At 62.2% G+C, this 14703-nt stretch carries 13 protein-coding genes; 9 read left to right on the plus strand and 4 right to left on the minus strand.

All coding sequences use genetic code 11. The features are described from left to right. Positions 1-26: 26 nt before the first annotated feature. The 5 genes from gyrA to gluQRS all read left to right on the plus strand — a co-directional run bounded on the left by gyrA (position 27) and on the right by gluQRS (position 6686). Entirely contained in the window at positions 27-2774 is a 2748-nt protein-coding gene (gyrA, locus tag BMX27_RS08960; protein ID WP_090159492.1) for a DNA gyrase subunit A, read from the plus strand. 124 nt (positions 2775-2898) lie between these two features. Further along, positions 2899-3651, plus strand: coding sequence for a hypothetical protein (locus BMX27_RS08965; RefSeq protein ID WP_090159493.1), 753 nt, complete (start codon positions 2899-2901; stop codon positions 3649-3651). Positions 3652-3789: 138 nt separating this feature from the next. Next, positions 3790-4491 (plus strand): hypothetical protein, encoded by a 702-nt coding sequence (locus BMX27_RS08970; protein ID WP_090159494.1) that lies wholly within the window; start codon positions 3790-3792, stop codon positions 4489-4491. Positions 4492-4530: 39 nt separating this feature from the next. Continuing rightward, positions 4531-5892: a methylenetetrahydrofolate--tRNA-(uracil(54)-C(5))-methyltransferase (FADH(2)-oxidizing) TrmFO gene (gene trmFO, locus BMX27_RS08975; RefSeq protein ID WP_090159656.1), complete on the plus strand. Its 1362-nt coding sequence runs from the start codon at positions 4531-4533 to the stop codon at positions 5890-5892. After that, positions 5889-6686 carry a tRNA glutamyl-Q(34) synthetase GluQRS gene (gluQRS, locus tag BMX27_RS08980; protein WP_090159657.1) on the plus strand — a complete coding sequence of 266 codons (798 nt, stop codon included), beginning with the start codon at positions 5889-5891 and terminating at the stop codon, positions 6684-6686. The genes trmFO and gluQRS overlap by 4 nt, the downstream gene beginning before the upstream one ends. Positions 6687-6770: 84 nt before the next feature. Here gluQRS and hisI read toward each other — a convergent pair whose 3' ends face one another. Then, entirely contained in the window at positions 6771-7124 is a 354-nt protein-coding gene (gene hisI / locus BMX27_RS08985; RefSeq protein ID WP_090159495.1) for a phosphoribosyl-AMP cyclohydrolase, read from the minus strand. Between the two features lie 64 nt (positions 7125-7188). Here hisI and BMX27_RS08990 point away from each other — a divergent pair, with 64 nt between their 5' ends. After that, positions 7189-7635, plus strand: coding sequence for an iron-sulfur cluster assembly scaffold protein (locus BMX27_RS08990; RefSeq protein WP_090159658.1), 447 nt, complete (start codon positions 7189-7191; stop codon positions 7633-7635). A 428-nt stretch (positions 7636-8063) separates the two neighbouring features. On the opposite strand, the gene BMX27_RS17015 is transcribed toward BMX27_RS08990, so the two are convergent. The 3 genes from BMX27_RS17015 to BMX27_RS09000 form a co-directional block, all read right to left on the minus strand. Continuing rightward, positions 8064-8186 (minus strand): hypothetical protein, encoded by a 123-nt coding sequence (locus BMX27_RS17015; protein WP_256212447.1) that lies wholly within the window; start codon positions 8184-8186, stop codon positions 8064-8066. Between the two features lie 120 nt (positions 8187-8306). Further along, entirely contained in the window at positions 8307-8771 is a 465-nt protein-coding gene (locus tag BMX27_RS08995) for a DNA polymerase III subunit chi (RefSeq protein WP_090159496.1), read from the minus strand. Further along, on the minus strand, positions 8771-10237 hold the full coding sequence (locus BMX27_RS09000) for a leucyl aminopeptidase (protein WP_090159497.1): 1467 nt from the start codon (positions 10235-10237) through the stop codon (positions 8771-8773). The genes BMX27_RS08995 and BMX27_RS09000 overlap by 1 nt, the downstream gene beginning before the upstream one ends. Before the next feature lie 132 nt (positions 10238-10369). On the opposite strand from BMX27_RS09000, the gene lptF reads away from it, so the two are divergent. From lptF to BMX27_RS09015, 3 genes are read left to right on the plus strand one after another with little or no spacing between them, the layout of a single operon-like run. After that, entirely contained in the window at positions 10370-11494 is a 1125-nt protein-coding gene (gene lptF / locus BMX27_RS09005; protein WP_177172691.1) for an LPS export ABC transporter permease LptF, read from the plus strand. Then, entirely contained in the window at positions 11491-12585 is a 1095-nt protein-coding gene (gene lptG, locus BMX27_RS09010) for an LPS export ABC transporter permease LptG (protein WP_090159498.1), read from the plus strand. The genes lptF and lptG overlap by 4 nt, the downstream gene beginning before the upstream one ends. After that, entirely contained in the window at positions 12582-14687 is a 2106-nt protein-coding gene (locus BMX27_RS09015; RefSeq protein WP_090159499.1) for an LPS-assembly protein LptD, read from the plus strand. Before lptG ends, BMX27_RS09015 begins: the two co-directional genes overlap by 4 nt. Positions 14688-14703 lie beyond the last annotated feature (16 nt).

Here is a 14703-nt window from a genome sequence, read left to right on the forward strand (position 1 = left end):
GCAGACCAACAAGGTGAGCAGGCGATATGACCGACACTCCGGACATCCCCGATTCCGACGACGACCAGCCGGCGCGCTACGTCTATGACGGCCCCTCGGTCAGCATTGAGGAAGAGCTGAAAACAGCCTATCTGGATTACGCCATGTCCGTCATCGTCAGCCGGGCGATCCCCGATCTGCGCGACGGTCTGAAACCGGTGCACCGCCGCATCCTCTATGCGATGCACGACACCAACAACACCTACGACAAACCCTACCGCAAATCGTCCCGCCCCGTGGCCGAAACCATGGGCAAATACCACCCCCACGGCGACAGCGCGATCTATGACGCGCTGGTGCGCATGGCGCAGGATTTTTCCATGTCGCTGGTGCTGCTTGACGGTCAGGGCAACTTTGGCTCCATGGACGGGGACCGCGCCGCCGCCTACCGCTATACCGAAGTGCGGATGCAAAAGGTCGCGAACTATCTGCTGGACGACATCGACAAGGATACGGTCGATTTCCAGCTCAACTACGACGGCAAGGACCGCGAACCCTCTGTTCTGCCAGCAAAATATCCCAACATGCTGGTCAACGGCGCAGGCGGTATCGCCGTGGGCATGGCGACCAACATCCCGCCCCACAACCTGGGTGAGGTCATTGATGCCACGCTGGCGCTGATCGATAATCCGGACCTCACCTCCGAGGAGCTGATCGACTATATCCCGGCCCCCGATTTCCCAACCGGCGGGATCATTTTGGGCCGGTCCGGCGCGCGCAAGGCCTATCTGGAAGGGCGCGGTTCGGTCATCATGCGCTCGCGCACCCATACCGAGGAAATTCGCAAGGACCGCTGGGCCATCGTCATCGACGACGTGCCCTATCAGGTGAACAAATCGGTTATGATCGACCGCATCGCCGAGGCTGCCCGCGACAAGAAGATCGAAGGCATCGCCCATGTGCAGGACGAATCCGACCGCAACGGTGTGCGCGTCGTGGTCGAACTCAAACGCGATGCCACGGCAGAGGTCGTGCTGAACCAGTTGTTCCGGTTCACACCGATGCAGACCAACTTTGCCTGCAACATGCTGGCGCTCAATGGGGGCAAGCCGGAAACGCTGACGCTGCGCCGGTTCCTTACCGCCTTTGTCGACTTCCGCGAGGATGTCGTCGCCCGCCGCACGGCATTTTTGCTGCGCAAGGCCCGCGAACGGTCGCATATCCTGTGCGGTCTGGCCGTGGCCGTCACCAATATCGACGAAATCGTTGCCACGATCCGGTCCTCTGCCGACGCAGGCGAGGCCCGCGAAAAGCTGATGACCCGCAAATGGCCGGCGCAGGACATCCTCGAATATATCGCGCTGATCGACGATCCGACCCATACCGCCAACGACGACGGCACCTACAACCTGTCAGAGGCGCAGGCCCGCGCGATCCTTGAGTTGCGTCTGCAACGCCTGACCCAGATCGGCGTCAAGGAAGTCACCGACGAGCTGAAGGAACTGGCCGCCAAGATCCGCGACTATCTCGATATCCTGGGGTCACGCGACCGGATCATGCAGATCATCCGGGACGAGCTGAAAGAGGTTCGCGACAACCACGCCGTCGACCGGCGCACCGAGATCGTCGACTGGGCTGGCGACATGGACGACGAGGATCTGATTGAGCGCGAGGACATGGTCGTGACCGTCACCTCTGGCGGTTACATCAAACGCACAGCTCTGGCCGATTTCCGCGCGCAGCGGCGCGGCGGCAAGGGCCTGTCGTCCATGCAGACCAAGGAAGAGGACGTTGTAACGACCCTCTTTGTGGCGAACACCCACACGCAGCTGCTGTTCTTTACGACCTCCGGCATGGTCTACAAACTGAAATGCTGGCAACTGCCGCTGGGCAGCCGCACGGCCAAGGGCAAGGCGATCGTCAACATCCTGCCGATTGATCCGGGCGTTTCCATCGCCGCGATCATGCCCGTGGACCGTGACGAATCCGAATGGGACGATCTTCAGGTTGTCTTTGCCACGTCCAAGGGCACCGTGCGCCGCAACCGTCTGTCGGATTTCACGAATGTGAACCGCGCCGGCAAGATCGCCATGAAATTCGAGGACGGCGAGGATATCCGCATGATCAACGCCCGCATCGCGTCCAACGACGACGATGTGATGCTGGTCACGAACTCGGGTCGTGCGATCCGTTTCCCCGCCACGGACGTGCGGATTTTCAATTCGCGTGCCTCGACCGGTGTGCGGGGCATCCGCCTGACCGGCGATGACGAGGTCGTTTCGATGTCGATCATCCGCCATTTCGAGGCGGACCCGGCCGAACGCGCGGCCTATCTGAAAATGCGCCGCGCGATGGCTGGTCTGTCTGATGATGCGGAAACATCCGAGGACGAGGACGACGTCGCACCAGGTGCCATCAGCCAAGAGCGTTACGCCGAAATGTCCGCGGCCGAAAACCTGATCCTGACCATCACGGCGCAAGGATCCGGCAAATTGTCGTCCAGCCACGACTACCCCGTGCGCGGACGTGGCGGTCTGGGGGTCACGGCGATGGACAAGGCGATGCGCGGCGGTCCGCTGGTGACGTCCTTCCCTGTCGATCTGTCGGACCAGATCATGCTGGTCACCTCGACCGGCCAGTCGATCCGGGTGCCTGTCGATGGGATCAGCTTCCGTTCGCGGGGCGCTGGCGGGGTCAAGGTGTTTGACACGGCCAAGGGCGAATATGTCGTGTCCGTTGCATGGATTGCCGATCAGGGCGAGGCCGACGAACAGCCAGAAGCAGGCGAGTCCTGACCTTCACTTTAACTTGACTTATCTTAGTAAATTCAAACCCTTGGGACCCTTTTCTCACCTTTGAAACGGGACTACCCAAGGGTTACGCGGCATCATTCGAGTCGCGCATAAGATGAGGAAGAGCATGAACAAGATTTTCTGCGGCGCGTTGATCGTGCCGCTATTCGCAGCCACCGGCGTCATGGCGCAATCGCTGACCGGCAGCGATCTGTCGATTGGCTATACCACCGCCACCGACAGTGATCTGGATTCGTCCGGCCTGACACTTGGCGGCAGCGCCGAATTCGCGGCAAGCCGTGAACTCGCGTTCCAGGGCGACCTGAGCTACACCGACGGCGAGGTGTTTGGCCTTGACGGTGACATCCTGTCGCTGGCCGGTCACGCGATCTATCACGCCAATGAACTGGCCTCTTTTGGTGCCTACTACGGCATCGACAGTGATGGATCCGACGATATCGCATATTACGGTGTCGAGGCGGGCTATGACCTGCCCCGTGGCGACGTCGAGGGCTATTTCGGCCTGACCGCAGTGGATGCAGGCCAGTTCGACGGCATCGACCTGGGCGACATCGACCTGAACCAATACGGTGCCTCCGTCTCATTCGACATCACCGAAACCTTTGCCGTTTCGGGTCGCTATGACAACCTGCGGTTCTCGGATGTGGCAAGCGTGGACCGTTTCGGCCTGGGCCTTGGCGCATCGCTGGGCAATGGCTTTGGCGTGTCGGCTGAACTTGGCCGTCAAAGCATCGACATCGTGGCCCTGGGCGACGACAACCAGACCTATGCGAACGTCACCGCCTCTTACACCTTTGGTGCAGAACGCGGTGCCACGTTCGACCGTCGCGGTCTGGCCCACACCATCCTTGGTTTCTAAATCCTGAAACCCTGAAGCAACAGATTGCGGCGTTGTGACCAGATACGCCGCAATCAAACTTGTCCGACGCCCCCCTTGCGTCGATACTCGCCCCCAATGTCGCACCAAGCGGCAATGAATAATCTAGAGGCGAGTAGAATGAAATCATCCGCAGCAATCGCTGCCGCACTCTATGCGGTCGCATCAACGACAGCTTCCGCACAGGGCATTACCGGCGGCCAGCTTGGTATCGAATACAATGCACCGATTGACGGCAGCGATTTTGGTGGCACCACCTATTCGGGCGGCATCGAATACGGGATCAACCGGTCCTATGCCCTGTCGCTGAACGCGGCCGGATACCGCCCTGACAATTTCGACACCGACGCCACGAACGTCACTCTGCACGGCACCTATCATTTCGACGACTTCAGCTCTGCCGGCATCTTTGTCTCGCATGACGACCTCGACGACGAGAGCATCACGCTGGTCGGGATCGAAGGCGGCACCGACATCTACGGTGGCGACCTGACCACCTATCTCGCCCGGTCCAACGACGACGATGTGACCGTCATCGGTTTCGCCGGCGAATACGCCATCCGTGATGCGATCTCGGTCATCGGCGATCTGGACTATGCCGACCTTGATGGTGGTTCCATCAGCCAGTTCGGGATTGGTGCAGCCTATGACCTGAACGGCGGCCCCACGTTCTACGCCAAGATCGGCAACGCCCGCTACGATGACGGCACCATCGACGAAAGCGCGGGCTTCGTGTCGATCGGCGTGGATGTGGCCTTTGGCGCGGAACGCGGCACGACCTTTGACACGCGCAGCATTTTCGACATCCTGCCGGGCTTCTGACCCTTTGCACAATTGCCCGCGATGTCCTACATCGCGGGCATGACACATACACTGAACATCGTCGGCGGCGGCATGGCCGGATCAGAGGCCGCCTGGCAGGCCGCGAATGCGGGCCTCAAGGTCGTCATTCACGAAATGCGGCCCAAGGTCGAAACCTTTGCCCACCGGACCGGCCATCTGGGCGAAATGGTCTGTTCCAACTCGTTCCGGTCCGATGACCACGAACAGAACGCCGTGGGCCTGCTGCATTGGGAAATGCGTGCAGCAAACGGCCTTATCATGCAGACCGCCGCGAAACACCGCCTGCCCGCCGGTGGTGCCTTGGCCGTGGACCGCGACCCCTTTGCCGAAAGCGTCACCGCTGCCCTGACCGCGCATCCCAACATCAGCGTCAGCTACGAAGAAATCACCGCACTGCCCGACAGCGGCGACTGGATCATCGCGACTGGCCCGCTGACCTCCGGTACCCTGGCCGAGGCGATCCGCGTGGAAACCGGTGCCGATCAGCTGGCGTTTTTCGACGCAATAGCCCCCATCGTCTATGCCGATACCGTGAACATGGACGTGGCGTGGATGCAGTCGCGCTATGACAAGGGCGAAACCGAGGACGAGCGCACCGCCTACCTGAACTGCCCGATGACCCGCGACCAGTACGAGGCATTCATCGACGCGCTCCTCGCCTCTGACAAAACCGAATTCAAAGAGGGCGAAACCGCGAAATATTTTGACGGCTGCCTGCCCATCGAGGTGATGGCCGAACGCGGCCGCGAAACCCTGCGGTTTGGCCCGATGAAACCGGTAGGTCTGACCAATGCCCATGACCCCGCAACCAAACCCTATGCGGTGGTACAGCTGCGCCGGGACAATGCGCTTGGCACGCTGTACAATATCGTCGGTTTTCAGACCAAGATGAAATATGGCGCACAAAATACTGTTTTCAAAACAATTCCCGGTCTGGAGGATGCTGAATTTGCCCGCCTCGGCGGGATCCACCGGAATACCTTCATCAACGCGCCCACGTTGCTGGACAGCCAGATGCGTTTGAAATCACGGCCCAACATCCGCTTTGCCGGGCAAATCACGGGCGTCGAGGGCTATGTTGAGTCCGCCGCGATGGGTCTGCTGGCCGCGCGCATGGCGGTGGCACAGGCGCACGGGCTGACCCTGCCCGACGTGCCTGCCACCACCGCGATGGGCGCACTGGTCACCCACATCACGGGCGGCGCCGACGCCAAGACCTTCCAGCCGATGAACGTGAATTTCGGCCTCTTTCCCCCGCTCGAAGGCACGGGGATCAAAGGCGGGCGCCGCAACCGCAAGGACCGCTACAAGGCCTATACCGACCGGGCCAAGGTCGATTGGACGGACTGGCTGGCACGGACGGTCCCCGTACCCGCGTGATCACGCGCTTTGCCCCGTCGCCCAGCGGGCCGCTGCACCTTGGTCACGCCTTCTCGGCGCTGACCGCATGGGACATGGCGCAGGCGGCAGGCGGCACGTTTCTGCTGCGGATCGAGGACATCGACCAGTCCCGCGCCCGTCCCGCGTGGGAGGTACAGATCTACGACGACCTGCGGTGGCTGGGCCTGACATGGCCGACCCCCGTGATGCGCCAATCGGACCGGCTGGACACCTACGCAGACGCACTCGACCATCTGTGGGATCGTGGTCTGCTCTATCCTTGCACCTGCAACCGTCGTGATATCCTTGCCGCCGCCAGCGCGCCGCAAGAGGGTGCGCCGATGGGACCAGACGGGGTGGTCTATCCCGGCACCTGCCGTCAAATGTCCCGCACGGGGCCGCGCCCGACAGATACAGCACTCCGGCTCGACATGCAGCGCGCCTGTCAAACCGTTGAAAACAATTATTTGTCCAAAGAAACGGTAGAGGCCATCGGGGACGTCGTCCTTGCCCGGCGCGATATGGGCACATCCTATCACCTCTCGGTCGTCGTTGATGACGCGGCTCAGGGAGTCACGGATGTGGTGCGCGGTCAGGACCTCGCAGATGCAACGCCAATCCACATTCTGCTGCAACACCTGCTCGGCCTGCCCACACCTGCGTACCACCACCACCGGCTGATCCGCGATGATCAGGGCAAACGTCTGGCAAAACGTGACGACGCCCGCGCCCTGTCACTCTACCGTGCGCAGGGGGCGACCCCCCGCGACATCAGGGACATGGTCGGCATGTGACGCCTGTCCAGATTTCTTCTGGTCTAAAATATCCGCCCCGCCGGCGAGGCGTCCCGCAACCGCAATCAGACCGCCATCGGACGGTTACGCACCGTCCTCGACAACTTCCGCCCCATTCTCGACCGTTGTGTAAAAACACGACCTTCGCCCGGTGTGACAGGCCGGGCCTGTCTGGCGCACCGCAACCAGCAGACAATCCCGGTCGCAATCCAGTCGGAATTCCACCAGCTCCTGCACGTTGCCTGACGTCTTGCCCTTGATCCAAAGCTCAGACCGCGACCGCGACCAATAGGTGACTTCACTCGTGCGCAATGTCCGTTCCACCGCATCACGGTTCATCCAGGCCATCATCAGCACCTCGCCGGATGTGCTGTCCTGAGCGATCGCGGGGATCAGCCCGGCGTCATTGTAACGCAGGCTTGCGGGGTCGAATGTCATGGCCGTATCTTTCCAATGGGGATGCAGGGCCCTAGTTAAGGGCCAAGCGATGAAAGGGCAAACCATGACCGCAGAAGCCGACATGATGAAACTCTATTCGACGCGCATTCTGGCGCTGGCTGCGCAGGTGCCCCATGTCGGCCGGTTAAATGCGCCGGACGGCACGGCCCGTCAGCGCTCGCCATTGTGCGGCTCGACGGTGACAGTGGACGTGGTGGTGCGGGACGGCGTGATTTCGCAATTCGCACAGGACGTAAAGGCCTGCGCGCTGGGTCAGGCGGCCGCTGCCGTGGTCGGTGCGGCGATCATCGGTCTGGACCGCGCCACCGTGCAGCGTGGACGCGATGAAATGGCGGCCATGCTCAAGGACAACGGTCCCGTGCCGACCGCACCCTTTGACGGATTGGCCGTTCTTGAACCCGCCAGGGATTACAAGAATCGTCACGCCTCGATCTTGCTCACTTTTGATGCAACGCTTGCGGCCCTGGACGCAGTGCAGGTCAGCGCCTGACACCACCGCACGGCCGAACGCCGGGCCGCGAAAAACCGTTTAAATCAGCTAGACAGGCGCGCCTTCAGCCTTTGGTTGGCCATCCGGGTGCAAGTCGCCGGTTCCTGTGCGCTTGGCGCATCACGGTTGTTTCGCCATGGGACAACAGGCCAGCCGGTTGCGATTTCAACGGCATTTGCACCGGAACCGCGGACCCGGACCCGGACCGCCCCGTGATCAGTCGCGGTCACAAGGCGAGAGGACACAGAACTGACCGCTGTGCCAAAAAAAAACCGCCGCACGCTGTGGCAGCGGCGGCGGGCAGTGATGCATCCTGTGTGGCGCGCGGCGTCGATGGGATCAGGCAAATCCCGGACGCTGTGGACAGGCAAGTCGTGATTGCTGTGTGGGACAGGCAATGACGCGCGCCGTTGGATACGAGGCAGGTGTCAGACAAATCCGGGCAAGGACAATCCAACACACAGCATGACGGTCAGGGCCAGAACACCCAAGGCATCCGACAGGATCGTGTCGCTGTTGCGGACAATCACTGATTTGATTTGCTGGCTCATCGTCTGGCTCCTTTCATCTCGCTGTGTTGCCTCTTTGTTCCATAACACATGCGCCATGTAAAGAACTTTATGAGAACAAACGTGAACAAAAGTGATCAGCGCGCGGAACATCCCTGAAAATCAGGGCTTTGGGTGTTCCGCTTTCTTGGACCAGGCCCCGCCGTCCTGCGCCCAGTATTGTGCGGCACAGCCGGCGGCCGTCAGGGTTTTCCATTGTTCGCGCGCAATCGCCAGTGCGTCACCGTCGTGGCCGTCGAACAGCACGCAGGCCCGGTCCGACAACCCGACCTCGGTTGCGTTCAGCGGCGCGCCGTCGATGCTCATCACGCAAGCGAACCCGCCTGCCGGGGTATCCACCCCCAGCAGGATCGGTTGGTCCGCATCATGCGGACCACCCGCCAGCCCATGCGGACGAAAGCCATCCGCAGGCCCCTGCCACAAGACCTCGTCCAGCCGTGCGAGGCGGTCGGGATCAGTCCCGCGCACCAGCACGCGCCATCCCTGCCCGCGCGCCCGGTCCAACAGCATCGGCAGCGCCTGTTCCAGCGGACTGTCCGTCAGGTGATAGAAATAGACGGCCCCCATCAGGACTCGTAGCGATCCGCGATCAGACGGTTCAGCGCCATGACACCCCAGCCTGTTGCACCCTTGGGTGACAGGGCCGTTTCGGATTTGACCGATGCCGTGCCTGCAATGTCGAGGTGGCACCAGGGTGTATCGTCCTTGACGAACCGGCCCAGGAATTGCGCCGCGGTGATGGACCCCGCATAGCGACCGCCGGTGTTTTTCATGTCCGCGATGGGGCTGTCGATCAGCTTGTCATAGGCTTTGCCCATCGGCATCCGCCATGCGCCTTCGCCCTCGGACGCGCAGGCGTCCAGAAACGCGCCCGCCAGATCATCGGAATTGCTGAACACGCCCGCGTTTTCGTTGCCCAGTGCGACCAGCATCGCCCCTGTCAGTGTTGCGAGGTTGATCATGCCCGTGGGCGCAAAACGGTCCTGCGCGTACCAAAGCACGTCAGCCAGCACCATGCGTCCCTCGGCATCGGTGTTGATGACCTCGATCGTGTCGCCCTTCATCGAGGTGATAACATCGCCCGGTTTGTAGGCCTTGCCGTCGGGCATGTTTTCCACCAGCCCGACCAGACCCACGACATTCGCCTTTGCCTTGCGCAAGGCCAGCGTGCGCATCACACCGGACACGACGCCCGCACCGCCCATGTCCATGGTCATGTCTTCCATGCTGGCACCCGGCTTGATCGAAATCCCGCCCGTGTCGAATGTCACGCCCTTGCCTACCAGCGCAAAGGGGGCCTCGTCGCCACCGCCGTTCCACTGCATCACCACCACCTTGGACGGTGCGGCAGACCCTTGCCCCACGGCCAGCAGCGCCCGCATCCCCAGTTTTTCCAGGTCGGCCTCTTCGAGGATTTCGACCTCCAGCCCCAGTTCCTGCATGCCTGCCAGACGGGCCGCGAAATCATCGGTGGTCAGCACATTGCCCGGGGCGTTGGTCAGATCGCGGGTGAAAAAGATCCCTTCGGCGATGGCCATGCCGACCCGTGCCGCCGAAGCCAGCGCCTCGGGATCGTCGGACTGGATCGTGATCGGGCCCTGCGGCTTGCCTTTGTCGGTCTTGTGATCGGTGAACCGGTAGCCGCGCAGCGCCAGCCCAAGTGCAATGTTTTCGGCGTTGCCAATGTCGCCCGCCAGAACCGTCAGCGCATCGCTGCCCTGCGCCTTGGCCAGGGCGGCGCCGATCTTGCGCGCGGTCACGGCATCAGGATCGGCGGGGGCCTTGACCACCAGCACCGCATCGGCGGCGGTCCCGGCGGCATAGTTCAGCCTCACGACGTGACCCGGTTCCGCCTTGTCAAAGGCCGCATCCTCGGACGCGCGCGACACGGCCTTGTGGGTTGTGGCGTCCAGTTTCTGCGCAGCGGACGACAGTTGACCATCTGCTCCCACGAAAACGGCGATCAGACCTGCGGTCTTATCCAGACCATCATGGTCATTGGGCACAAAGCGGATGTCAGCGATATCAGTCATGATCACGGGGCCTTTCGGGCAAGCGGAACGAATTTCCCTACAGGTAGCGACGATGCGCCGGAATGGCCAGTTTCCAGTTTCGGATTGCCGGCCCTTGGTCTAGTTTGCCGCAAGGCACGAAGGACAGAATGTTTGGGACGGATCGACCGATATCTGCTGAGACAGCTCGTGCTGGTCTTCAACTTCTTTGGCCTGGTGCTGGTGATGGTCTATTGGATCAACGCAGCGGTGCGCCTGTTCGACCAGTTGATCGCGGATGGCCAGTCGGCCTCGGTCATCGGTCAGCTGCTGGTGCTGACGCTGCCCAACGTGATCCGCGCTGTGGTGCCGATCGCTGCATTTGCTGCCGCCATTTACGTCACGAACCGTCTGTCGCAGGATTCCGAACTGGTCGTGATCCAGGCGACCGGGTTTTCGGGCCGCAGGCTGGCCCGACCGTTCATCTATTTCGGGCTGATGGTCTTTGTCGGCATGTCGCTGCTGGTGCATGTGCTGACTCCGCTTTCGGCGGCTGTGCTGAACGACAGGCAGGCGGAAATCGCACGTTCCGTGACCGCCCGTATTCTGACCGAAGGCCAGTTCATCGAACCCGCGACGGGTATCACCATCTATATCCGCGACATCGCACCCAACGGGGAATTGCGCGACGTGATGCTGTCGGACATGCGCGATGCGGATACCAGCGTGACCTATACAGCCAGCCGCGCCTATCTGGTCAACACCGGAGACACCACGCAACTGGTCATGGTCGACGGCATGGCACAGACGCTGCGCGCCGACACCCAGCGCCTGTTCGTCACCGAATTCGCGGATTTTTCATATGGCATCGGTGATCTGATCACCACCGGGGACCCCGGCCCCCGTAACCTGCGCCAGATCACCAGCCAGGAACTGTGGACCGATACCGCAGCCGTGGCCGCGGAAACCGACACCACACAGGCCCGCGTCATGGCCGAATTTCACGACCGCAACAGTCAGGCGCTGTTCGGGATCGTGGGTGCGTTGCTGGGATTTGCTACGCTGATGCTGGGTAGTTTCAGCCGGTTTGGGGTCTGGCCGCAGATCATCCTCGCGGTGGTGCTGCTGGTGGTGGTCAAGGCTCTGGAGACCATCGGGCTGGATGCGGCGCAGACATCGGCGGCGCATTGGCCGCTGGCCTATCTGGCGGTGGGAGTCGGCCTGCTGATCGTTGCCGTGCTCTTGTTCATCGCGGGGCGTCCCTACCTGTTTCACCGCAAACCGGGACAGGTCACATGATACTGGATCGCTATTTCGGCTGGCGGTTTGCCCGCGCTTTTGTGACCGTGTTCGGCATCTTTGCGCTGCTCGTGGTGTTCATCGGCATGGCCGACACGCTGCGCCGGTTCGCCGATGACGCGGCAGGATTCGGCCAGATCCTGCGCCTGTCGCTGCTCAGCGCGCCCGAGAGCCTGTATCAGATTCTGCCGCTGATCGTGATCATCGCCGCGATCTCGATGTTTCTGGGCCTTGCGCGTACATCCGAACTGGTGGTCGCCCGTGCTGCCGGACGGGCCGGGCTGCGGTTGCTGGTGGCCCCCTGCATCGTCGCGCTGGCGCTGGGCATCATCGTGGTCACGGTGTTCAATCCGATCGTCGCCGCCACCTCGCGCCAGTACGAGGCCGACGTGGCCGCGATCGAAGGCACCGGATCGGTGCTGGCCTTCAGCGATACGGGGCTTTGGCTGCGACAGGGCAACGCTGCGGGACAGACGGTCATTCACGCCAACGGGGCCGACTTGTCGGGCACCCAATTGTCGGATGTGACGTTTCTGAACTTTGGCCCTGACGGGTTGCCGCAGGCGCGGATCAAGGCAGCGGCAGCACAGTTGGCGGACGGCATGTGGCAGTTGACCGATGCCAAATCCTGGCCCCTGTCGGGCGACGGCAACCCCGAGGCGCTGGCCACACTGGCCGTTACCGCCGCAATCCCGTCGTCGCTGACAGCGGATGAAATCCGCAACAGTTTCGGCACGCCCTCCTCGATCCCGATTTGGGAACTGCCTGCCTTTATCGACCGGCTGAAAGCGGCCGGGTTTTCGGCGCAGCGCCACCAGGTGTGGTTCCAGATGGAGCTGTCGCAACCGGTCTTTTTCGTGACCATGTTGCTAACCGGGGCCGGGTTCACCATGCGGCCGCAACGCGGCGGCAAGACGGGGCTGAACGTGATGCTGGCCGTGCTCGTCGCTTTCGGCGTTTATTTCGTGCGGAATTTCGCGCAGATCCTGGGCGACAACGGTGATATTCCTGCAGCCCTCGCGGCCTGGGCACCGACACTTGCGGCGACGGCGCTGGCGCTGGGCCTTTTGCTGGAAAGAGAGGAAGCATGATCCGCGCGCTTGCCCTGATCCTGATGCTGTTGCCGGCCTCCGCCGTGCAGGCACAGATGGCCGCCACGTTGATCGCGGATGATGTGGTGGTCACGCCTGACAACCGCCTGATCGCCAGCGGCAATGTCGAGGCATTGGCCAACGGGACCCGCCTGCGTGCGGACCGGATAATCTACGATCAGACCAGTGACCGTCTGACCATCGACGGCCCGATCCTGATCACCGGACCTGCGGGCGAAATCCTGACGGCCGATCAGGCGACACTGGATCCGCGTCTGGAAAACGGCCTGCTGTTGGGGGCGCGCCTGGTGCTGAACCAGCAGGTGCAACTGGCCGCAGCCCAGATCGACCGCAGCGAGGGTCGGTTCAACCAGCTTTACAAGACGGCGATCACGTCCTGTCAGGTCTGCGGCACCGAGGAACCGCTGTGGTCGATCCGGGCAGAGCGTGTCATTCTGGATGAACAAGAGGCACAGATCTATCTGACGGCTGCGTCGTTCCGGGTCAAAGGCGTGCCCATCGCGTATCTCCCGCAACTGCGCCTGCCCGCCCCCGACAACGGACGCTCAACGGGCCTGCTGACACCGCGTTTCGTGACCACCGACCGTCTGGGGTTCGGGTTGCGCCTGCCCTATTTCATTACGCTAGGCGATAGTCGCGACCTGACGCTCAGCCCTTATCTTGCTGCCGGGACCCGCACATTGGGCGCACGCTACAGGCAGGCCTTTGGCCGGGGCGGGTTTGAAATCGAGGGCGCATTATCCGATGACGACCTGAACGACGGCGGCCTGCGCGGCTACCTCAATGCGCAAGGGTCGTTTCTGATCGCACCGGACCTGACGCTCAGCTTTGACGTGCAGGACACCTCGGACCAAAGCTATCTGAGTGACTACAATATTTCGGATGCCGACCGGTTGGCCAGCATCGTGGCGCTGACACGGGTCAAGGACGACAGCCTGTTTTCGATTTCGGGTAGCTATTACGAAACGCTGCGCGATGACGAAACCGACGCCACGCTGCCGCCTGCCGTGCTGACGGCAGGCTATTTGCGGCAATTCCAGCTGGCATCGGGCGGACAATTGACGCTGACCGCCAGCACGGACAGCCTGCTGCGCTATGCCAAGGAATCGACGGATCTGTCGCGCGATCTGTCGCGCGTGGGTCTGGGTCTGGGCTGGACGCAGGCCTGGGTCAGTCCCGGCGGGATCGAGACACGCGCCACTGCCGCGCTGCGCGCGGACAAGTTCCAGATCGGTGACGGACCCGCCGCGCGTGATGCAGGGTTCAGCCGGGCCGTGCCGTCGGCACAGATCGTCCTGCGTTATCCACTGGTGCGTGACAGTGCAGGCACCCGCAACCTGATCGAACCCGCAATCGCGCTGACCATTTCGGACGCGTTTGGCAAATCCCCACCCAACGAAGACAGCACCAGACAAGAGCTGGATGATGCCAACCTGCTGGCAAGTTCGCGTTTTCCGGGTGACGATACCGTCGAAACCGGGGTGCGGCTGGCCGCCGGCGTGACCTGGACACGGCAAGGTGCCGAAGGCATCCAGTCGCGCCTCACCTTTGGTCGTCTGGTCAAGACCCGCGACAATTCGGCCTTTACCGTCACGTCAGGGCTGTCGTCCAAGGCATCGGACTGGCTGGTGGCGGGACAGTTGACGTTGCCGCGCGGGCTGACACTGGACGGGCGGACCCTGTTCGGGGATGACGGCAGCACGAACATGACGACCGCGCGGGCCTATTGGACAACCGCAGCCGTGCAGCTTGCGGCTGGATATATCTATCAGCGCGCCGATGCCGCGATCGGCCGTCCGGATGCGATTTCGGAATATTCCTTTGACGGGCAGTTTCAGGTTTCTCCGCGCTGGAACGTGGGCTTTGATGCCCGCTACGACATTGCGCAGGACAGCCCCGCACGGGCCGGGATTGGCCTGGGATGGTCCAACGAATGCGTCAATGTCACGCTTTCGGTCTCGCGCCGCTATGCGACTTCCACTACGGTGCAGCCAACGACGGATTACGGGCTGTCGGTCGATCTGCTGGGGTTCGCATCCAATGCAGGTGGCGTCAGTTCCGCGAAACGCTGCGATGCGTAAGATGACACTAGACGGG

It is taken from the genome of Loktanella sp. DSM 29012 (assembly GCF_900110705.1).
Classification (GTDB): Bacteria; Pseudomonadota; Alphaproteobacteria; order Rhodobacterales; family Rhodobacteraceae; genus Loktanella; species Loktanella gaetbuli.